Annotated in this window: 19 protein-coding genes; 11 read left to right on the top strand and 8 right to left on the bottom strand. The window is 59.8% G+C overall.

The window, feature by feature from the left end; genetic code table 11:
• Positions 1–60 precede the first annotated feature (60 nt).
• From C5L13_RS16920 to C5L13_RS16910, 3 genes are read left to right on the top strand one after another with little or no spacing between them, the layout of a single operon-like run.
• A complete protein-coding gene (locus C5L13_RS16920; protein WP_105384464.1) occupies positions 61–816 on the top strand; it encodes an HpcH/HpaI aldolase family protein in 756 nt (251 codons plus the stop codon).
• Positions 817–824: 8 nt separating this feature from the next.
• Positions 825–1,784 (top strand): C-terminal binding protein, encoded by a 960-nt coding sequence (locus C5L13_RS16915; RefSeq protein WP_105384463.1) that lies wholly within the window; start codon positions 825–827, stop codon positions 1,782–1,784.
• A 3-nt stretch (positions 1,785–1,787) separates the two neighbouring features.
• On the top strand, positions 1,788–2,714 hold the full coding sequence (locus C5L13_RS16910) for an NADP-dependent oxidoreductase (protein WP_105384462.1): 927 nt from the start codon (positions 1,788–1,790) through the stop codon (positions 2,712–2,714).
• A gap of 51 nt (positions 2,715–2,765) precedes the next feature.
• On the opposite strand, the gene C5L13_RS16905 is transcribed toward C5L13_RS16910, so the two are convergent.
• Entirely contained in the window at positions 2,766–3,572 is an 807-nt protein-coding gene (locus tag C5L13_RS16905) for an aspartate/glutamate racemase family protein (RefSeq protein ID WP_105384461.1), read from the bottom strand.
• Between the two features lie 98 nt (positions 3,573–3,670).
• Between C5L13_RS16905 and C5L13_RS16900 the strand changes: the two genes are divergently transcribed.
• A complete protein-coding gene (locus C5L13_RS16900) occupies positions 3,671–4,213 on the top strand; it encodes a winged helix DNA-binding protein (RefSeq protein ID WP_105384460.1) in 543 nt (180 codons plus the stop codon).
• Here C5L13_RS16900 and C5L13_RS16895 read toward each other — a convergent pair.
• The 6 genes from C5L13_RS16895 to C5L13_RS16870 all read right to left on the bottom strand — a co-directional run bounded on the left by C5L13_RS16895 (position 4,192) and on the right by C5L13_RS16870 (position 9,946).
• Positions 4,192–4,983, bottom strand: coding sequence for a cyclase family protein (locus C5L13_RS16895; RefSeq protein ID WP_105384459.1), 792 nt, complete (start codon positions 4,981–4,983; stop codon positions 4,192–4,194). The two genes, C5L13_RS16900 and C5L13_RS16895, sit on opposite strands and share 22 nt — an antisense overlap.
• Positions 4,980–6,224 (bottom strand): SDR family oxidoreductase, encoded by a 1,245-nt coding sequence (locus tag C5L13_RS16890; protein ID WP_105384458.1) that lies wholly within the window; start codon positions 6,222–6,224, stop codon positions 4,980–4,982. The genes C5L13_RS16895 and C5L13_RS16890 overlap by 4 nt, the downstream gene beginning before the upstream one ends.
• Complete coding sequence (locus tag C5L13_RS16885; RefSeq protein WP_105384457.1) at positions 6,224–7,399, bottom strand: thiolase family protein; 1,176 nt, start codon at positions 7,397–7,399, stop codon at positions 6,224–6,226. The genes C5L13_RS16890 and C5L13_RS16885 overlap by 1 nt, the downstream gene beginning before the upstream one ends.
• Positions 7,399–7,824, bottom strand: a complete 426-nt coding sequence (locus C5L13_RS16880; protein WP_105384456.1) for an organic hydroperoxide resistance protein — start codon at positions 7,822–7,824, stop codon at positions 7,399–7,401. Before C5L13_RS16880 ends, C5L13_RS16885 begins: the two co-directional genes overlap by 1 nt.
• Positions 7,825–7,893: 69 nt before the next feature.
• Complete coding sequence (locus tag C5L13_RS16875) at positions 7,894–9,507, bottom strand: AMP-binding protein (RefSeq protein WP_105384455.1); 1,614 nt, start codon at positions 9,505–9,507, stop codon at positions 7,894–7,896.
• A 4-nt stretch (positions 9,508–9,511) separates the two neighbouring features.
• Positions 9,512–9,946, bottom strand: a complete 435-nt coding sequence (locus C5L13_RS16870) for a hypothetical protein (RefSeq protein WP_105384454.1) — start codon at positions 9,944–9,946, stop codon at positions 9,512–9,514.
• A 404-nt stretch (positions 9,947–10,350) separates the two neighbouring features.
• Between C5L13_RS16870 and C5L13_RS16865 the strand changes: the two genes are divergently transcribed.
• The 4 genes from C5L13_RS16865 to C5L13_RS16850 all read left to right on the top strand — a co-directional run bounded on the left by C5L13_RS16865 (position 10,351) and on the right by C5L13_RS16850 (position 15,732).
• Positions 10,351–11,886 (top strand): ABC transporter substrate-binding protein, encoded by a 1,536-nt coding sequence (locus C5L13_RS16865; protein ID WP_158693472.1) that lies wholly within the window; start codon positions 10,351–10,353, stop codon positions 11,884–11,886.
• A 73-nt stretch (positions 11,887–11,959) separates the two neighbouring features.
• A complete protein-coding gene (locus C5L13_RS16860; protein ID WP_105384566.1) occupies positions 11,960–12,976 on the top strand; it encodes an ABC transporter permease in 1,017 nt (338 codons plus the stop codon).
• A gap of 1 nt (position 12,977) precedes the next feature.
• A complete protein-coding gene (locus C5L13_RS16855) occupies positions 12,978–13,853 on the top strand; it encodes an ABC transporter permease (protein ID WP_105384452.1) in 876 nt (291 codons plus the stop codon).
• 1 nt (position 13,854) lies between these two features.
• Positions 13,855–15,732, top strand: a complete 1,878-nt coding sequence (locus tag C5L13_RS16850; protein WP_105384451.1) for a dipeptide ABC transporter ATP-binding protein — start codon at positions 13,855–13,857, stop codon at positions 15,730–15,732.
• Positions 15,733–15,750: 18 nt separating this feature from the next.
• On the opposite strand, the gene C5L13_RS16845 is transcribed toward C5L13_RS16850, so the two are convergent.
• Positions 15,751–16,455, bottom strand: a complete 705-nt coding sequence (locus tag C5L13_RS16845; RefSeq protein ID WP_105384450.1) for a hypothetical protein — start codon at positions 16,453–16,455, stop codon at positions 15,751–15,753.
• Positions 16,456–16,811: 356 nt separating this feature from the next.
• Between C5L13_RS16845 and C5L13_RS16840 the strand changes: the two genes are divergently transcribed.
• The 3 genes from C5L13_RS16840 (at position 16,812) to C5L13_RS16830 (ending at position 19,473) form a co-directional block, all read left to right on the top strand.
• Positions 16,812–17,609 (top strand): ABC transporter substrate-binding protein, encoded by a 798-nt coding sequence (locus tag C5L13_RS16840; protein WP_105384565.1) that lies wholly within the window; start codon positions 16,812–16,814, stop codon positions 17,607–17,609.
• Positions 17,610–17,693: 84 nt separating this feature from the next.
• On the top strand, positions 17,694–18,368 hold the full coding sequence (locus C5L13_RS16835) for an amino acid ABC transporter permease (RefSeq protein WP_105384449.1): 675 nt from the start codon (positions 17,694–17,696) through the stop codon (positions 18,366–18,368).
• A gap of 319 nt (positions 18,369–18,687) precedes the next feature.
• The gene (locus C5L13_RS16830; RefSeq protein WP_105384448.1) at positions 18,688–19,473 is read left to right on the top strand and encodes a cyclase family protein; all 786 of its coding nucleotides are present in this window, start codon (positions 18,688–18,690) and stop codon (positions 19,471–19,473) included.
• The last annotated feature ends 54 nt before the right edge of the window (positions 19,474–19,527 follow it).

Below are 19,527 nucleotides of genomic sequence, written 5' to 3'. Positions count from 1 at the left end.
ACTTTATTTTGAGAGGCCGCGCTCACCGGCTCGCCAAAGGACAATTCCCAGAGGATCGTCATGAGTAGTTTCCGCAAGAAGTGCATTGGCTATGAAAGGGTAATTGGCACCTTCGCCGCCATTCCCCATCCGGTCGCGATCGAGGTGATCGCGGCGACGGGACTGGACTTCCTTTGCATCGATTCGGAACACTCGCAGATCGACCGCGAACTCATCGAAAACCTCATACGCGCCGCTGACGCCCATCGCGTGCCAGCGATGGTGAGGGTTCCGAGCCATGCGCCTGAATGGGCCGCGTCAGCACTCGATGCGGGGGCCGCCGGCGTCCTTGTGCCACGCGTCTCGACGGCTGCCCAGGCCAAGGCAGCTGTCATGGCGACGCGTTATCCGCCAATCGGGGAGCGCGGCGTCGGCCCTGGCCGTGCCTCCGCATACGGCTATCGAATTCCCGATTATCTGAGGGTCGCCAATGAAAGCCTCGTGCTGGCGATCCAGATCGAGACGGCTGAAGGCCTCGCCAATGTCGATGATATCGTGGCCGTCGATGGCGTCGACGTGATCTTCGTTGGCCCCGGCGACCTTTCCGTATCCATTGACGCCCTGGGACCTGCCGGAGCGGAAAAGCTCGATGCCGCAATCACCAAGATCGCAAGCGCGGCCCGCAAGGCCGGCAAAGCAGTCGGAATTTTCCGTCCGTCCGCCGATGACGTCCAGAAATGGTCCGAAGCCGGCATCACCTTCGTCATGCTGGCCAGCGACACCATGTTCCTCGGCGCGAGTCTGGCCGCCGGGGCATCCGCGGCACGTAACGCGTAGGATGCATTATGAAGATCATCAAGACTGACGGAATGCTTGCCGTTGAAGCGGAACAGCTCGCTCTTCTTCATGGCCTCGACGCCGAGTTCATCGAAAGAACCCTGCTGACCGAGGACGAGCTGATTGCGGAAGCTAAAGACGCCGATGCATTGATGGTGCTGCGTGAGCCAATCACTGCGCGGGTTCTGTCCGAACTCAAAAACCTCAAGGTCATAGGCCGTTTCGGTGTCGGTCTGGATTCGATTGACGTCGAAGCAGCAACCAAGGCCGGCGTACAGATCACCTATGTGCCGGATTCGAATCTAGACGAGGTGAGCACGCACACGATGGCCCTGATCCTGTCGTTTGCACGAAAGCTCAAAGTCTATGATAGCGCAGTACGCCAGGGGCGCTGGGCCGCCATGGACGATGGCGCCGGCATCGCTCGCCCAAGCGGGCAGGTGGTGGGCCTGATTGGTTTCGGCCAGATCGGTCGCCTCACCGCAGGCAAAGCAAGAGCCTTCGGTTACGAGATCATTGCCTACGACCCCTATATGTCGGCCGAAAAGGTCACCGCTGCGGGTGCGAGACCGGTGTCGCTGGATGAATTGCTTGCACAAGCCGACTTCGTCTCACTGCACATCCCGGTAACGCCGGAGACCCGCAACATCATTTCCGCCGAGACGCTGAAGAAGATGAAGAGAGGCGCCGTTGTCATCAATGTGTCGCGCGGCGGACTGGTCGACGAGGCTGCATTGGCTGATGCCATCAGGAGCGGCCATATCGCTGGTGCCGGTATCGATACTTTCGAAAAGGAACCACCCTCGCCGAACAACCCCTTGCTGTCGCTGGATCAGGTGATCGTATCGCCGCATGCGGCGCATTATTCGGCCCAGAGTTATGCGGAAGTGCGCAGCAAGGTCTTCGCCGATGTCGCGGCCGTGTTGAAAGGCGAGAAGCCCAGATATCCTGTCAACTTCAGGGAGTGACGAGTGAAGGCCATTCAATACAGGGAGTACGGCAAAGCCGACGTGATGCAGTATGTCGATCTGCCTGATCCGGCGGCAGGGCATGGTCAGATCCTGGTCAAGCTTGAAGCAGCCAGTGTCACTCCCTTCGACTGGAAACTTCGGGCGGGTTACCTCAAGAGCCACTTTACCTTGCCGATGCCGAACGTTCCCGGCCGCGATGGTGCAGGCACGGTGATTGCGATCGGCACAAACGTCCACGAATTCAAGGTGGGCGACCGGGTCGCCGTCATGGCTGGCGTCTTTGCTCAGGGTGGTTACGCTGAAATGATCGCAGTCGATGCGGAGAACGCGGTCCAGATTCCGGACAACCTTTCGACTGTCGAAGCCGCTGCGCTTACCAATGCAGGGCTCAGCGCCTGGATTGCCCTCCGTACCGCCGAAGTCAAATTTGGCGACACAGTGCTGGTTCATTCGGGCGCCGGCGCCGTCGGCGGGCTGCTTGTGCAGTTCTGCCAGCATCTCGGCGCCGATGTCACTGCCACCTGCCGCTCGACCAACCGCGACTATGCGCTGAGCCTCGGCGCAGACCGCGTCATCGCCTATGATCAGGAAGACTTCTCCGAAGTCCTGCGCAACCAGGACGTGGTCTTCGACCTCATGGGTGGAGAGGTCCACGATAAATCCTACAAAGTTTTGAAGACGGGCGGTCATCTCGTGTGGCTGGTTGCCGACCCGATCACCGACCGGAGTCACGAATACGGAGTCAAAGTCACTCGCGCCATGGTGACCGACGACAGATCCGCGCTACGCGGAATGATGGAACTCGCCGGCGCCGGTATCCTGAAACCGCAGGTCGCACGCGCCATGCCGCTCTCGCAAGCCGCAGAAGCTCACCGGCTGATGGAGAACGGCGCCATCACCCGTGGGCGGCTTGTCCTGACGATGTAACCGCCGCCTATTTTGGCGCCCGATATCTCTCGTGGGTGGCACGTCAACTACCTAAACGTCACCGGAAAACAGAGGCGCCAGACGGCCCTTGGCCACGAAAGTCCGGAAGTCCTCGATCGCTCCTTCTGTCGCGAGTGCACAAAATGGCCCGCGGCTCACTTCGATACCGTTGATCTTCTGCAGCCGGACGTCCATTTCAGCGCTCTTCAGCGCCACGGCGGCCGTATTGACGACCGGCGCATGCAACACCTTGAACCCATATTCGCCGCCGACAAGAAGCCCGGGCAGCACGCCGGCTGGAACCACCACATCCGCCCCATCGCGCACCAGCGGCTCGGCACAGGCGATGAAGTTTGCGAGCATCCGCTCCCGTGCATCGCCGTCGCCGGCAAAAGCACTGCTGAAATCGGACGGTTCGCAATTCATGCCGACCACGTGCTTTACCCGGCCGCCGAGGCCATAGAGATCAGCCTGCTCATAGTGCCAGACCTGGAACACATCATCGAGCGTAACAAGCGCCATGCGCCGACCGAGCCGCGCTGCGTAGTGCATGCACACCTCTCCCGCCCCGATCACCGGCACGGTCAGTGCCGACTTGAGCTCATAGAGACCGGGGTCCTGGAAATGGCCTATGACCACGGCGTCATAACCTCGGCTCGCTGCCTCCAGCCCATTGTCGATCGCGATTGCAGCACAACGGAATTCCGCCAATCGTCCGAAATGCCGATCCGGCGGGCTGATGCCAAAAACATCGACCGTCGTGCCCGGGTCGGCGATACTGTTCAGGTAGTCGGAAAGACGCTTCATATAGGCGGCGCTCGCGGTGGCGTCGATGAAGCTTTGCCAGAAGATGCGCATTGTCCCCTCGTTTCGTTCGCTTGCCCGGTGCGATTGACACTCGTCAAAACATCAATTTAAGGCTTTACTCCCGACACAGAAACCACCCGGAGAGCCGCATGACCGTGCCGATCACGTCTGAAAATCCGCTGAGCGATACGGCCGTGGAGATGTCGGAAGCGGCGCTCACCGAGTTCGAATGGTCGTTGTGGCGAATTTCGGCCGCCTTCCTGCGATGGCAGTCGGAATGCTCGAGCGAACTCGCCGGCTCCGGCCTCAGCGGTCTCGATACCGCGATCCTGCACACGATCCGCTATCGCAACAAACCGAAAGGGCTCGGAGAAATCTCCCGTCTGCTCGGCCGTGACGACACGGCCAACATCCAGTATGCCATCAAGAAACTGCAAACGCTGCAGCTTATCGAGCGCGTCAAAGGCCGCTCGCGCAAGGACACCCTTTACACGCCGACCCGCAAGGGCACCAAGCTCACCCAGGATTACCGCGCGCTGCGTCGGCACCTGCTGGTCTCGCTGATCCAAAAAATGGATCACGCGGAACAGGGACTTGGCGATGCCACGGAAATGCTGGAATTGCTGACGAGCTTCTACGACACCGCGGCCCGACGCGTGGCGAGCGGGTCTCATCCGGTGGAGCGCTCCTGAACGAGAGCGAGAACACGGAGGGGGCTTCCCGAACCGTTCTGGATCTTCAGAGGCGCTGCGACAATCATTGCTCCGACCGGCGGCAACTGGCCGAGATTGGCCAGGCATTGCAGGCCGTACCGCCCTGCACCATGCAGATAGTGATGCGCCGGGTAGGGCGGCGAAAAGTGTCCCGCCTGCCCTGCATCGGTGCCGATCGTCTCTGTGCCGAAACCCAATATATCTCGCTCTTCCACCAGCCAGCGCATTACGTCTGCATCCGGTCCTGGCGTATGGGCGCCATCTGGCTGAAGGTTCGCATAGGCTGCACCCGTCTTGTTGGACCAGTCCGTTCTGAGCAGCACCCAGGATCGAGCCGGAACGCGGCCATGCTGCTCTTCCCACTTCGTCACGTCTGAAATCGTCAGTAGAAAATCCGGATCCCTCGCCGCCTGAGCGACGCAATTGATCACGCAGGCCGGGGCTATCATATCGGCAGGCGGCAACGTGTCGACGGAATTGAGCGGCAGATCCCGGCCCGTATACCAATGGATCGGCGCATCGAAATGCGTACCGGTATGCTCGCCGAACGAGAGATTGTTCCAATACCACGCCGGACCGGAGCCATCGTAGTGGGAAATCCTCTCCATCCGGAACGGCGCGGACTGCCCCAGTTCCGGGGGCATCACGATGACCGGGAAATCCGGCGACAGGGTGCAGGTAAGGTCGACCACCCGAATGCGGCCCGAAGCCAATGCTTCGGCGAAAACGCCTAGAATATCCCCGTTCATCGGCCGGCCTCCCGCTCCACTGCCTTCGGATTGTCGAAGAGCCGCGCCTCGATATCCTTGGCGACGTCCCCGATGTAAATATCTTCGAGCCCGCGCTTCAGCCCGTCGATGATCGCATCCGCCAGCGCCTTTGGCGCCACCTTCGGCGGCGGCACCGTCTGAAACCATTCGGTATCAAGCGGTCCGGTGAACGCATTGATGACCCGGATGCCGCCTGGTCGCAGTTCATTGCGCAGCCATTGCGACAGCGAAAGGCAGGCCGCATGCGCGACGGAATGAACGCCGAATTGCGGCGCATTGCTGAGGCCGTGTACGGAGAGCAAATTGACCCAGGCAACGGCCCCGGTCGCGCCATCGGCACCGCGGGAGCGCATCACCGGCCCAAAGGCCTGAGCAAGCCGCATCAGCCCCATCACCGTATGATCCATAGCGTCGCGCACCGTATTGGCCGCCCCCGCATCGAAGAGATGTGCCGGCCGGACATGATCGGCGGTATTCACCAGGATCTCGACCTTGGCGCCGATATCCATCGCCAGTTCCTGTACGGAACGTTCGCTGGTCAGATCGAGATCGACGAGTTCGACGCCTTCGATCGCCTCCAGCGAGCTCCGCTCCTCGAAGGGCTTCCATTGTTCGGCCACACCGACGAAGATCTTGGCGGCCCCCGCCTTCTTCAGCGCATTGACCAGAGCTACGGCCGTGGCGCTGCGTCCGTCCGATATCAGCACCCGGCGATGTTTCGGATCGGCGATAAGCTCCCGCCACTGGGGATCATCTTCCATATGAGGCGTCTCCGACACGGGTTTGGCAAAAAACACGGCCTGGCCCGCCTTGTCGAGTTGCAGCGACATCGCGACCCGGACGCCGGAACCACCGCAATCGCCGTGCAGATGCGTAACCACATTCGGCCCGCAATCGAGTTTTACAAGGCCGGCACGCCACGGCATGCGCTCGCGATAGTAGGGATCGCTGGTCACCTCGATCCGCGTTTCCGAGAGGAGTAGACCGCCCGTCGGGGCATCGCGGAAAGACAGGGCGGAGGAAAGGCAGCTCGGGCAGGCCTCCCGTGCCGGATAGGTATATCGCCCGCATTCGCCGCAGCATTGCAGCATGAACCGGCCAACGGAAGCGGCAAGCGTCAACCCATGCGCCTTGCGGCTGCGGGCCGAGGGCGGCAGCAATGGCTGTCGGGTGCGGGCGAGCGGATTCTTTCGTTTCGGCTTTGCCAGGGGTTCGGTCATCATGCCCTCGCCAGAACGGCGGCCGCCGAGGCCAGCCCGCGGTCGTAATTGATCATCCCGAAACCGGATACGAGACCGAGCCTGGCATCACGCACCTGCGTACCTCCTGCGATGCCGAGAAGCTGGCGTATCGCCTCGGTAATGCCGAGATGGCCGCCGGCAGCGCCGGCCTGACCGACCGACAACTGTCCGCCGGAAGTGTTGTGCGGGAAGGAACCGTCGATCGTGAATGTATGCTGACGCACGAAGTCAGCCCCCTCGCCTTTGGCGCAAAAACCCAGATCCTCGAACTGCATCATCGAGATGACTGCGTAGTCGTCATAGGTCTGGACAAAATCCATGTCATCCGGTGCAACTCCCGCCATGCCGTAAAGCTCGTCGCGATCCATTACCCAACCGCCGCGCACCTGCATCGGATCGTCAGGAAAAGCGTTGTGCCGCTCGATCGCCGACAGCAGCCGAACGAAAGGCAGCCCCAGCGACGTCGCCGTCTCCTCCCGCATCACTAAAAACGCTTCCGCGCCGGCACATGGCATCACGCAGTCGAACAGACGGAAAGGCTCGGCGATCACTCGCGCCGACATATATTGATCGAGCGTCAACGGCTTCTTCATGAGCGCATGAGGATTCTTGAGCGCGTTCTCGCGCTGCGCCACGCACAACTTGCCAAAATCCTCACGCGTCGCGCCGTAGCGGTCCATGTAGTGACGCGCAATCAGCGCAAAACTGCCGTTGGCGCCCCCTGCACCGTATGGATAGACGGCATCCTGGGAGAAGCGCGAAAAGCCTTCAAGGAGATTCCGGAAACTGTCGACACTGTTCGTATCCGCAGCAACGCAAGCCACGATATCCGCGTCGCCGGCCTGTACGGCTCGTGCCGCTCGTCGAAGCGAGACAATCCCCGACGCGCCACCCATCGGCACATGATCGATATGGCGCGGCGACAGCCCGAAATGCTGGGTCAGGCCAACCGCGACATCCGGCCCCATCGTGAAGCTCGCGACCGAAAAGCCGTCGAAATCCCGATGGCTGATGCCAGCGCCTTCCGCGAGCGCCCTCAGCGCCTTGCCCATCCACCAATGCGCGGTCTCGATGGAATAGCGCTGGTAGGGCACCGTCACCGGCACCGCCAGAACCACGCCGTCATAGGATTGACGCCTACGGGGCGGAACCATCAGGCGATCGTCAGCTTGACGTCGACATTACCGCGCGTCGCATTGGAATAAGGGCACCGCTCGTGTGCACCAGCGACAATCTCTTCCGCCAGCGGTCGTTCTATCCCCGGAAGGGAAGCAACGAGTTCCACCGCCAGCGCATACCCAACCGGTATCGGGCCTATTCCGACCTTTGCGGTAATTGAGACATCATCCGACAAAGGAACCTTCTTCGTGCGCGCGACAAGCTTCACCGCGCCGAGAAAGCAAGCGGCATAACCGGCCGCAAAAAGCTGTTCCGGATTGGTGCCATCGCCGCCCGGGCCACCGAGTCCTTTCGGCACCGAAAGATTGACGGAAAAACTGCCATCTGCGCTCTGCGCTTTGCCTTCCCTGCCGCCATGAGCGGTAACGGAACTCTCGTAGAGAATCTTTTCCGGCGTCATCGTTAGCTCCATTGAATGTTTTGAAATTTGATTTGCTGCACATGGAAGGCCTCGAAGGCCGACGCGGCGTCAGCCGGCCTTTCGGATTGCCGCTTTCAGTTTTCGTAGATCGATCGCCGTGCCGTCTTCAACGGCCTTCGCCGCCATGGCCTTGATCTCGCCGCGCTGCAGTTTCTGGGTCGAACTTACCGGCAACTTGTCGATGAAAACCACGTAACCTGGAAGTTTATGGTACGCGATATGGGCACCGGTGGCCTCGATGATCCGCTTCGCCTTCTCGACCGGCACGCCCACTCCAGCGGCCTCGCTTTCGACGATGAAGGCAAAAACTTCCTCGCCACGCAGATCGTCCGGCACCGGCGTCACGGCTGAAGCCTTGACCGACGGGTCCTTGGCGAGAGCCGCCTCCACCTCCAGCACGGCGATATTTTCACCGCTGCGCCGCACGATGCTCTTTTTACGATCGAAAAAGTAAAGCAGGCCTTTGTCGTCCGCATAGACCATATCTCCGGTATGGAACCAGCCGCCTTCCCATGCCTCCTCGGTGGCCTTTTCATCCTTGAGATAGCCGCTGAAAAAACCGTCGCGCTGGTTCGCCCCTTTGGCTCGTACCAGCAATTCCCCAGGCGTACCGAGTTCGGCGTCCTTGCCCGCATCGTCGACGATCCGATAATCCATACCCGCACGCGGCCGGCCGATGCAGCGCAGTCCCGGAGTATAATCGTCCGCCGCAGTAGTCGTCACGGCCCGGCCGCCGGTTTCCGTCATAGCCCAGGCCTCGACGATCGGAATGCCGTAACGTTTCTCAAACTCAATCTTGTGGCGCGCATCGACCCCCGGCCCCAGCGCAAATTTCACCTTATGTGCCCGCTCGGCATCGAGCGGAGGAAGCTGCAGCAGGATCGCCGGAATCACCCCCAGACAATGGATAATGGTCGCACCGGAATCGGCGATCGAGGCCCACCAGCTGCTGGAGTGAAATCGATCGAGCGGCACGATAGCGCCGCCCTTCATCATCATGCCCACGGCCGTGCAGCCAAGCGCGTTCATGTGGAACATCGGCAGCGGCGTCAGTGCCACTTCGCCGCCTTCTTCCATTTCCGCAATGCCGCCCTGGCTTGTGTACCACTCGGCAACGGTGATGAAATAACTATTTGAAAGAATGCAGCCTTTCGGTTTTCCCGTGCTACCCGAAGTGAAGAGCAGCGCGCATTCCTGGTCTGGACCGCCGGGCCGGGCCTCATGAATCTCCAGTGACTGCGGAATATCACCGCCAGCAACCATCACCGTCACCTTGCCTGGCGAAATTTCACGCAGCTCATCCCATCGTTCGCGTACAACCACCATCAGCGATGCCTCGGCCATATCGAGCTGGAAGATGAGTTCGTCGCGGCGCAAATCCGGATTGACCGGCACGATCGAAGCGCCGATGGCGTTAAGCGCCAGCCAGTAATCGAAAAATTCCGGCCGGTTTTCCAGCAGCAGCGCCACGCGCGAACCAATCCCGTATCCAGCCGCCGCAAACTTCTGCTTCAAAAGGCTGACCCGAGTGAAAACCTCGCCATAACTGCAGCGAAAGCCATCCGGTGCGTAAGGCAGCTTTGCGCTCGCTGGCGCAATCAGCATCGGCGCGCCCGGATTGACCATCGCCCGGTGTTCAAGCAGCAAGTAGGGAGCGTGCATCGTCTTATCCTTGTGCTCGTTCGAGCAAACCCTTGATCAGGAACATCTCTGCTTCGTGGATCGCCCCGAATTGGGTCCACTCCGCATCCGTCTGCGTCTCCAGCCGCCAGGTCAGCAGCGTCACCACGCATTTGTCAGGCCCCATGCGCAGGACGTCTCCCGGGATGACCCGCGACATATTCCGAAACTGCATGCTCTCCTTCGCGAGGCCTACTTCATAGTCCACCTGAAACCGGGTGCGATCGACATGAAGGCGAACGAAGGTTTCGCGCCCTGTAAACGTGGACGTGCCGCGGAAGAGCCCTGGCTCCACCTCTGTCCGATTGGCGCTACCCCAGGCCCATTGACCCTGCTTCAGTCCATCCGACATGAGATCAAAGGCGGCAGCGGCCGGTCGCTCCACCATGATACTGCTGGAATGACAATGCGGATCGATCATCAGCTTCCCTCCTAGGCCATTTTAAGCACCTTCAGCCCTAAACAGCATTTTAAGCATAAAATAACTGGAAAGAACGTCAACGAATTTCTCCGAGGAGGCCACACACCGCTCCGATCTCCGATCTACCAGTTGGTATTCTTCGCCACTTGTCCGCATGGAAATGCCCGTTTTCCAAGCATTCTGCTGCTGCCGGCAATCATAATCTTAAATTTTTCCGATAATAAATTTTAGGCTTGAAGTATTTTTTACCTCGTTTTACGATCCCCCTAATTGTTAAGGGGACGACCGCAAAAAGCGGAATCAAAACAACGATCGAAGCCCCTGGCAGGACTGCAGACTTGCGTTTTCACCAACCGCCGCAAGTTCGTCGGCCCTTGCCGATGGGCAGAACCAGAGGGATCGTCATGACTTTTGAAATCGACCGCAGAAATCTCCTGCAGATGCTCGGCCTTGCCGCCGTCAGCGGCTCCACATTCTCGCAAGCCAGCTTGGCGTTCGCCCAGGAAACCGATAGCGTCACCATTGGATGGCCGAGCGACGTGCCTTCCTGGGACCCGAACCTCCGCTTCGTTCCGGACGCGCAGCCACTCTTCAAGATGGTTTTCGACCAACCGCTCGATCAGGCGCCTGACCTGAAGCTCATTCCTAATCTCATCACGAAATGGGAATTGAAGCCTGATGGCCTCTCGATGCCGTTCGAAATCCGTAGCGATGTGAAATTCCACAACGGCGATCCGATGACGATGGAGGATTTCAGATACACCTTCGTCGAACGCATCAAATCCGGCCTCAAGCTCGACATCGCCAATTCCTGGCGCACTCTGACCGATATCGAGATTGCGTCGCCGACGTCAGGCATCATGAAATTCTCTGCTCCGACCCCAACCGCGCCGCAGTGGCTTGCCTTCCTCGGCAGCTACCTCGTGCCCAAAAAATACATCGAGTCGGTGGGGCCGGAAGAATTTGGCAAGAAGCCGGTGGGTACCGGGCCATATAAGCTGGTCGAGTATCAGATGAACTCGCGTATCGTGCTTGAACGCAACGAAGACTATTTCGGCGCGAAACCGAAGATCAAACGCGTCACGATCGACATCATCAAGGATCCGTCGGCCCGAACCGCCGCGATTCAATCCGGCCAGGTCGATCTCACCGTCAACATTCCTGTCCGTGAAGCCGAGCGTCTCGGCAAGACCGAAGGTCTGACCGCCGAGATCAATCCCTTCACCCGCCTGATCCTCTTGCAGATGCGCAATGACCTGGGCTTTGCCGACAAGGCCGTTCGTCTGGCTGCCCATCACGCCATCGACAAGGCAGCGCTTTCGAAAGCGTTTTATGGCGGAGCGGCCGTACCGCTCTCAATTCCGGCGACGCCCGGAACACCGGGCTATCTCGACGACTACAAGTTTTCCTATGACCCGCAGCTCTCGAAGAAGCTGCTTGCAGATGCGGGCTACACCGCCGACAAGCCGGCAACCTTCACGCTTGCGGCCACAAATGGCCAATTCCCGAGCGACTTCGACATTGCCCGGGCACTTGTGCAGATGTGGCAGAAGGTGGGGCTCAAGGTCGAGCTTCAGCAGATCGAATATTCGAAATATTTCGAACTGAACCGTGGTGGAAAATTGCCGGAGGCAACGCTTTACAGCTTTGACAACGCCACCGGGGATCCGGAAATCTTCGCAGGCTACCTCCTGAACCCGAAAATGCCGTTCGGCGCATGGAAGGGTATGGAGATCGGCGAGAAGGTTCTCGCGCTCTTCACCGAGCCTGTCTACGAGAAACGAATTGCCGGCTACAAGGCGCTCAACAAGGAAGCCGTCGAGACGGGAGCCAGCGTCCCGATCCTGCAAAGCGTGCAGACGCTCGTGCGCAAGAAGAACCTCAGCTATGCCAAATACGGCAATGCCTGGGTTCTCGGCAGCACCATGTCCTGGTCCTGACGCGCCAAGCACCAGCATCAGGGGCCGGGACACGCCGGCCCCTTCCCTGACATCGAAATAACGGGGCATGCGCATGTTTGCGACCATTGCCAAACTGCTGGTAAAGCGCGTCATCACCGCCATACCAATCCTGCTGATTGTTTCCGCACTTCTCTTCTGCATTCTGCGCATCCTGCCGGTGGATCCAGCCGCGATGTCGCTGCCGCCCAATGCAACGGTCGAAGAAGTCGAGGCGATGCGCAAGGAGATGGGGCTCGACCGGCCGGTGGGTGAACAATATGGCATCTGGCTAGGCAAGCTTATGGAGGGCGACATTGGACGCTCGATACATTTCCGCCAGGACGTGACGTCCTTGATCGGCTCCACCCTTCCCGCGACAATCGAGCTAGCGGTCATAGCGATGATGGTGGCGACCGTCTTTGGCCTCGCCGGTGGTCTTTTCCTCTTTTATGTCCGTGGCACCCGCGCCGAAGCGGTGATGGACTTCTTTTCCATTCTTCTGCTCTCGCTTCCGGAATTCCTCTGGAGCCTGTTCCTGCTCCTGATCTTCGGCGTCTTTTTCGAAGTCCTCCCGTTCACCGGACGGCTCAGCCCCGGTTTCGAACGCCCGGTCATTACCGGCTTCCTGCTGCTCGACAGCCTGATCACCGGCAATCTCCCGACCTTCTTCAACGCGCTCGAACACATGATCCTGCCTTGTCTCGCGCTCGGCATCGCGCTGTCGCCATCACTGATGCGAGTGCTGCGTTCGAGCCTGCTCGACGCCTATCAGGACGACTATATCCAGCAGGCGCGCCTACGCGGGCTTTCCGAGAAGCGCATCCTCATCCGCCACGGACTGAAGAACGCCATTCTACCGACGCTGAGCCTCATGGGCGTGCAGTTCGGCTTCCTGTTCGGCGGCACGCTGCTGGTCGAAATCATCTATTCCTATCCGGGCATGGGCAATCTGATGGTCGACGCGATCCGCAACGCGGACCTGCCGATCATCCAGGGCGCCGGGCTCACCTACTGCGTCGCAGTTCTGGTGATCAGCATCGTGGTCGACAGCCTTTATCTGATCCTCAACCCGAAACTGAGGGTGCGCTGACATGCTACAACATGCAAAGGGGCGACCGCTTCCGCTCTGGCTGAAATCCGGCCGCGTCCAGACAGGCCTCGTGATCATCTTCATTCTGGCCGTCTGCGCGATCTTCGCACCCTATCTGGCACCCAACGATCCGAACGAACAGAATCTGCTCTCGATCCTGACGCCGCCGATCTGGGCTGATGGCGGCGATGCGATGTTTCCGCTCGGCACCGACAGCCTCGGCCGCTGCGTTTTGTCCCGCCTGATTTTTGGCGCCCGCGTCGCGCTCACCGTCGCGTTCAGCGCCTCGATCGGTGCGATGATCATCGGCGCCTTCTTCGCTCATGTCGCCGGTTATTTCGGCGGCTGGGTCGACTGGCTGATCGGCCGCGTCGTTGAGATCTGGCTGTCCTTCCCGCCGGTCATCCTGTCGCTCATCCTCATGGTGGGTTTGGGAACGGGCCTGCGCAACGTCGTGCTGGCCATCGTCCTGGTAGACTGGACGCGCTTCTGTCGCGTATTGCGAAGCGAGGTCATCGTACTTCGCAGGCGCGACTATGTCTCCGCCGCCCAGCTCGTCGGCTTCTCGCACTGGCGCACCATCACCCGCGAAATCCTGCCCGGCACGCTGCCGCTGCTGATTACCCTGATGAGCCTCGAAATGGGCGTTGCCATTATCGTCGAAGCGATCCTCTCCTTCGTCGGCATGAGCGTCGGCTCGGAAACCGCCGCCTGGGGCCAGATGATCGCCGATGCGCGCCAGAATATCTACGACGCGCCGTTCAACCTGATCGCCCCGATCTTCGCGATCTTCTTCGCGGTCTTCGGTTTCAATATCTTGGGCGACGGCCTGCGCCGCACCCTCGATACGCGCCTGACCCAGACGGAGCGCACCTGACATGGCCATTCTTTCAGCCAAGAATCCCATTCTTTCCGCGCAAAATCTCTGCGTTGAATCGCTCGGGGCCAAGGAAAGTTTTCCGGTCCTGACCGATCTCAACTTCTCGCTCGAGCCCGGCAAGATCCTCGGCCTGGTCGGCGAATCCGGCGCCGGCAAGTCGATGATCGGCCGTACCATCTCGCAATATCTGCCGAAGGGCTTTGCCGTCACCAAAGGGACCCTCGCCTTCGATGGCGAGGACCTGGTGAGCATGCTGCCGGAACGACGCCGTAGCCTTCTCGGCCGCGACATCGCCTTCATCCCGCAGGAGCCGCTTTCAGGCCTCAACCCGGTCCTGACGGTCGGCCAGCAGATCAAGGAACACCTTTTGCGCATCGGCCTGGCTCCCGGCGAAAACTGGCGAGAGCGGGCTCTGAAGGAATTCGAAGCAGTGCACTTGCCGCATGGTGCGGCACTGCTGGAAAAATACCCGCATCAGCTTTCCGGCGGCATGTGTCAGCGTATCCTGATCGCCATGGCCTTTGCCAGCCGCCCGCGCCTGCTGATCGCCGACGAACCGACCACCGCACTCGACGTCACCATCCAGGCCCGCATCGTCAAACTGATCGCCGAGATGCAGAAGCGCGACGGCACGGCGGTGATCTTTATAACCCACGACCTGCGCCTTGCGTCGCAGATCAGCGACGAGATCATGGTGCTCTATGCCGGCCGGCCGGCCGAACGCGGCCCGGCAAAGCAGCTTTTCTCTGCGCCGGCCCACCCCTATACGCGCTGCCTGCAGCTTGCCAATCCGACGATATCAGGCCCACGCCGCGGTCTCTTCATTCTGCCCGAGCGCATGCCCGGCTTGCGTGTGCTGAAGGAACTGAAGGGCTGTCGCTTCGCCTCGCGCTGTCCGAACGCGGTAGAGGCCTGCACTGAAATCGAGCCGCCGCTCGCCGATATCGGCCCCAACCACATCGCCGCCTGCATCCGAACCGAAAAGACGCCACAGATCGTACCGCCGCCGCTTTCGCCCGGCCGCGAGATCGCATCGGCCAAGGTTCATCTCAACGGAGAGAAACTGACAAAGGCCTACACGACGGCCTGGAGTCCGTTTGCAAAACGCAGCGCCTTCAAGGCCGTCAACAGCGTCGATTTCACGCTCGGCGAGGGCGAGTTCGTCGGCATCGTCGGCGAGAGCGGCAGCGGCAAGAGTTCGCTCGCCCGCCTCGTCGTCGGCCTCGACACACCGACGGATGGAAGGATCACGCTGGCAGGCCGCGACGTGACGTCCAACGGCCGTTCCGAAAAGGCCTATCGCCGCCAGTATATCCAGATGGTCTTTCAGGACCCGCAATCGGCACTCAATCCACGCAGGAGGATCGGCAGCATCGTCACCCAGGCAAACGAGGCCAGCGGACTGCACACCGGTGCCCGCGAGCGCATGGACCGCGCCGCCGAACTGTTGAAGGAAATCGGCCTGCCTCCGGATGCGGCGATGCGTTTTCCCTCCCAGCTTTCGGGCGGCCAGAAACAACGCGTCAACATCGCCCGAGCGCTATGCACCCTGCCGCGCATTCTCGTTGCCGACGAAATCGTTTCCGGCCTCGACGTCTCGGTGCAGGCACAACTTCTCGATCTGCTCCTCAAGCTGCGCGATGAACACGGCTTCTCCATGCTTTTCATCTCGCATGATCTCTCGGTCGTGCGCTACCTATGCGACAGGGTCCTGGTCATGTACCGGGGCAAGGTGGTGGAAAGCGGCGAAACGGAAACCGTTTTTGCCGATCCGCAACATCCTTATACTCGCAGCCTGCTTGCTGCAGTTCCTCCGGATGATGTCAACACGGAATGGTCGCCGGTGGCCGCCGAAGCCGGCTATCAAATCGAATAGGCGCGGCGGCCCCGTCGTTCACGGGAAGATAATCCGCGTCTCCATCGGAAAATGCGAATTACCGCCTTCGAAAGGCGGAAAGGTCTCGAAGTCTTCGCGCATGGCAATTCGCGCCGGCGATTGCAATGCTATCTGCAGTGCCGCTGGATTGTCGAACATCACCCGGTTGCGCTGCATGTAATTTACCCGTTCCCATGGCAGGAAGCCGCACCAGTCGACGCGCGACAGGATCTCGATCTGGCGGATGCCGGGAAACGTGCGCATGACCTGGGGATGGTGGCTGACATAGTGATGTAGCCAGATGTTCAGGTCCTGAGCCGGACCGGCGTAGTGCACCACGTAGGAACAGGGACTACCGTTCTTTTCGATATCAAGCCTGCCCTCATCGACCGGGAACGGCCGCACATACATGGCCTGCTGCGTCGCCTTCGCACCGCGGATGCTTGAGAGCACGCCGGAGGCAGCGAGTTGCTGCAGGTGGCCCGCCGGCGCCATGGCTTCCTCCAGCTCCGTCAACTCGTTGAAATAGAGCTGCATGCCGAAAACCGGCGGCCGCTCCTCCTTGTTGTACATGTCCTTGGTGATTTCGGGCGTGTAGAGATTGGCTGAGGTGAGCCCGGGTGTCAGTTTGACGATCTCTGCAACGGTCTCGACATCCGCCTTGCTTACGGCAAGCTGGCTTCCGTCGACATTTTCGAAAAAGGCAAAATAGGCAAAACGCATGGGAGCTACCTGCTGCTTCACGGCCCCAGCTTGTAACTGACGGGTCCGTTCTCGACTGCGTTCAATATCGACTACTCCGAAGGAAAAACAAGTTTAAACCTATAATATATTGCACTTATCTTCCTGAGAATATGGCGGCCGCGCATATGATTTAAGCTTAAATCTTTTCACTTGAAACTCTCCGGATTTTACATCACCATCCCCTCATGCGCGCCTGAAAACGGGAGATTGCAGACGCCGGCTGGCTCTTGGGAGAGAGCCGAACCAATTACTTTATCCAAGACAAGAATAGTGACGTTGGTCGAGCACCGAAGAAGTTTGCCGGCCGAAAACAGAGGGAACCAGACACGATGATCATGCCCCTTTTCCGCCGCGCTTTTATCGGCCTTGCGAGCGCTGCCGTCCTGTCCGCCGCCAGCGCCGGCCTTGCATCCGCAGATGCCCTCGTCGTCGGATCCTATCCGAGCAATCCCCCCTTCGAATACAAGACCGCCAGCGGCACATTCGAAGGTTTCGAAGTCGATATCGTCAACGAGGTCGCAAAGCGCCTTGGCATGACGGTCGAAATCTCGGATCTCGGTTTCCAGGCGCTTTTCGCCGCCACCGCCTCCAAACGCATCGACGTGGGCATCTCCTCCATCACAATCACCAAGGACCGGCTCGGCAGCCAGTCTTTCACCCAGCCCTACTACGACTCCGACATGGGCATCGCCACCCGCAAGGAAGCCGCCATTTCCAAGGTCGAGGACCTGAAAGACAAGATCGTCGGCGTACTCGCCGGCTCCACCGGCGACAAATGGGCGAAGGAAAATCAGTCTAAATACGGCATCAGCGAGATCAAGAGCTATAACGCGCAGCAGGACTTGCTGATGGACCTCTCGTCCGGACGGGCGGACGCAGCCGTCAGCGATGTTCCTGGGATGGAGTACGCTTTCCTCAAGATGAAGGACCTTGCCGTTAAGGTCCGCATCAAGACCGGCGAACAATACGGCCTGATGATGACGAAGGATCATCCTCTCCTTGCCAAGGCGAATGACGCGATCACCGCGATGAAGAAAGACGGCACCCTTGCCGCAATTCACAAAAAATGGTTCGGCAGCGATCCGGCCGCGGGTTCTGCATCCGCCGTCGAGCAACCTCTTCCCAAACCTTAGCCTAGCGCCTTTTACGGCGGCAGGATCGTTCGTGCCGGCCGGCAACGGCCGGCATTTTCATGAGTATCGTAGAGGCAGAAGCAGATGACCCTCCTCGAAACATTCTTCAATCTCGAGGTTCTCGGCGACGCATTCCCAGCGTTGCTGCGTGGACTTATCAATACCTTCCTGCTCGGCATTGCCGGCATCGGCCTTGGCATTCCCTGCGGTCTGATAATCGGATTGCTTCGCCTTTATGGGCCGAAGCCCGTCCGCTATCTGATGGTCTTTTATATCGACATCTTCCGCGCAGCGCCGATGCTGGTCGTTCTGATGCTGATCTATTTCGCGCTCCCCTTCGTCGGCATTCGATTATCCTCGTGGACCTGCGCCATCCTTGCCTTCACGATGGTCATGGCTGCCTTTTCGGCAGAAGTCTTCCGGTCCGGCATAGAAGGCATCCCGAAAGGCCAGTTCGAAGCGGCAGCCGCTCTCGGCCTCCCTTTCCTGGTGACGTTGCGCAAGGTCGTTCTCCCGCAGGCAATTCGCATCGTCATCCCGCCGGTCACCAACAACTGTGTCTCGATGTTCAAGGATACGTCACTGGCCTCGACGGTCGCCCTGGCAGAGCTCATGAAAGAGGGCCTCGATGCGCAGGCGCTCTATGCCAACCCGACGCCCCTGATCGGCGCCGCACTGATTTACATCGCCTTCCTCTGGCCGATGGTGCGGCTGGTGAGCCTGCTGGAAAAGAAATTCACTCAGGAAAAGAAACGATGAACTATGCGGCCGCACCACGCCCTCTATACATCCATATGCATATACTTTTGTAAAAAGTTCAAAGAGAGGTGGGGCAGAACAATAGTGGCAGATGCCTGCGCAAGCCCAACCGGAACTCCCAACGCTTGGGTAATCCTGCGCCAATTTCCCGGATCTTGATCCGACTGATGGCATGGTACTTCAGGTAGTGCGGCACCGGAGCATTGCTTGCATCCTCATATTTTCTGCAATAGGCTTCGCTCATCCGCTACGGTATTCGACAGAGGAAATCGGCTGCCGCCCGGCACACCAAACCGGTCATTCAAGGGGAACCCGGACCATGTCTTCCGCCACGCTTTCCACGCTCGCCTCCGCTCTTCTTTCCGGTTCGGTCAAGGTCGTCGACCTGACGGCGCCACTCGGCCCGGATACTCCTGTTCTTTATCTGCCGCCGCAGTTCGGGAAAAACACGCCGAAAGTGGCTGTGCATACGATCTCCGCCTACGATCAGGACGGCCCGTTCTGGGCTTGGAACTGGCTGGAGCTCGGGGAACATACCGGAACCCATTTCGACGCGCCCTGCCACTGGATTACCGGCAAGGACAACCCGAACAACACCACCGACACCATTCCTCCGCAAAATTTCGTCGCCCCGGTCAACGTCATCGACCGCTCAAAAGAGGCATCCGGAAACCCCGACTACCTGCTGACCGTCGACAGCATCAAGGAATGGGAAGCGGAGCATGGCGAGATCGAAGCCGGCAGCTGGGTGCTGATGCGCACGGACTGGTACAAGCGCAATGGCTCCACGGAGAGCTTTCTGAACGCCGACGAGAACGGGCCTCATTCTCCCGGCCCGACGGCCGAAGCAATTGAATACCTCCTGTCCAAGGGCATCATTGGATGGGGCCAAGAAACCATTGGCACCGATGCGGGCTCCGCTGGCGGCATGAACCCGCCCTTCCCCGCCCATAACCTGATGCACAAGGCAAACAAGTATGGGCTCGCTTCGCTGTCGAACCTTGACCAATTGCCGCCAAAGGGGGCGGTACTGATCGCCGCACCGCTGAAATTCGTCAAGGGAACCGGCTCGCCGGTGCGTGCGCTGGCACTGATCACGGGGTAGAGCCTTTCGGGGCTGTGTCGGATGCGGCTCGGCCCCTCACTCGCCATCGCGAAG

This window comes from Neorhizobium alkalisoli (genome assembly GCF_002968635.1).
Taxonomy (GTDB): Bacteria; Pseudomonadota; Alphaproteobacteria; order Rhizobiales; family Rhizobiaceae; genus Neorhizobium; species Neorhizobium alkalisoli.
Note: the sequence above shows the minus strand (reverse complement) of the source record. Positions and strands in the feature narration are given on the sequence as shown.

Excerpts from the sequence above, each read along its gene's own strand:
- C5L13_RS16885 (WP_105384457.1), bottom strand. The coding sequence starts at position 7,399 with ATGGTTCCGCCCCGTAGGCGTCAATCCTATGACGGCGTGGTTCTGGCG.
- C5L13_RS16845 (WP_105384450.1), bottom strand. The coding sequence starts at position 16,455 with ATGCGTTTTGCCTATTTTGCCTTTTTCGAAAATGTCGACGGAAGCCAG.
- C5L13_RS16880 (WP_105384456.1), bottom strand. The coding sequence starts at position 7,824 with ATGACGCCGGAAAAGATTCTCTACGAGAGTTCCGTTACCGCTCATGGC.
- C5L13_RS16920 (WP_105384464.1), top strand. The coding sequence starts at position 61 with ATGAGTAGTTTCCGCAAGAAGTGCATTGGCTATGAAAGGGTAATTGGC.
- C5L13_RS16850 (WP_105384451.1), top strand. The coding sequence starts at position 13,855 with ATGGCCATTCTTTCAGCCAAGAATCCCATTCTTTCCGCGCAAAATCTC.
- C5L13_RS16875 (WP_105384455.1), bottom strand. The coding sequence starts at position 9,507 with ATGCACGCTCCCTACTTGCTGCTTGAACACCGGGCGATGGTCAATCCG.
- C5L13_RS16915 (WP_105384463.1), top strand. The coding sequence starts at position 825 with ATGAAGATCATCAAGACTGACGGAATGCTTGCCGTTGAAGCGGAACAG.
- C5L13_RS16855 (WP_105384452.1), top strand. The coding sequence starts at position 12,978 with ATGCTACAACATGCAAAGGGGCGACCGCTTCCGCTCTGGCTGAAATCC.
- C5L13_RS16905 (WP_105384461.1), bottom strand. The coding sequence starts at position 3,572 with ATGCGCATCTTCTGGCAAAGCTTCATCGACGCCACCGCGAGCGCCGCC.
- C5L13_RS16835 (WP_105384449.1), top strand. The coding sequence starts at position 17,694 with ATGACCCTCCTCGAAACATTCTTCAATCTCGAGGTTCTCGGCGACGCA.
- C5L13_RS16870 (WP_105384454.1), bottom strand. The coding sequence starts at position 9,946 with ATGATCGATCCGCATTGTCATTCCAGCAGTATCATGGTGGAGCGACCG.
- C5L13_RS16860 (WP_105384566.1), top strand. The coding sequence starts at position 11,960 with ATGTTTGCGACCATTGCCAAACTGCTGGTAAAGCGCGTCATCACCGCC.
- C5L13_RS16865 (WP_158693472.1), top strand. The coding sequence starts at position 10,351 with ATGACTTTTGAAATCGACCGCAGAAATCTCCTGCAGATGCTCGGCCTT.
- C5L13_RS16900 (WP_105384460.1), top strand. The coding sequence starts at position 3,671 with ATGACCGTGCCGATCACGTCTGAAAATCCGCTGAGCGATACGGCCGTG.
- C5L13_RS16890 (WP_105384458.1), bottom strand. The coding sequence starts at position 6,224 with ATGACCGAACCCCTGGCAAAGCCGAAACGAAAGAATCCGCTCGCCCGC.
- C5L13_RS16895 (WP_105384459.1), bottom strand. The coding sequence starts at position 4,983 with ATGAACGGGGATATTCTAGGCGTTTTCGCCGAAGCATTGGCTTCGGGC.
- C5L13_RS16830 (WP_105384448.1), top strand. The coding sequence starts at position 18,688 with ATGTCTTCCGCCACGCTTTCCACGCTCGCCTCCGCTCTTCTTTCCGGT.
- C5L13_RS16840 (WP_105384565.1), top strand. The coding sequence starts at position 16,812 with ATGCCCCTTTTCCGCCGCGCTTTTATCGGCCTTGCGAGCGCTGCCGTC.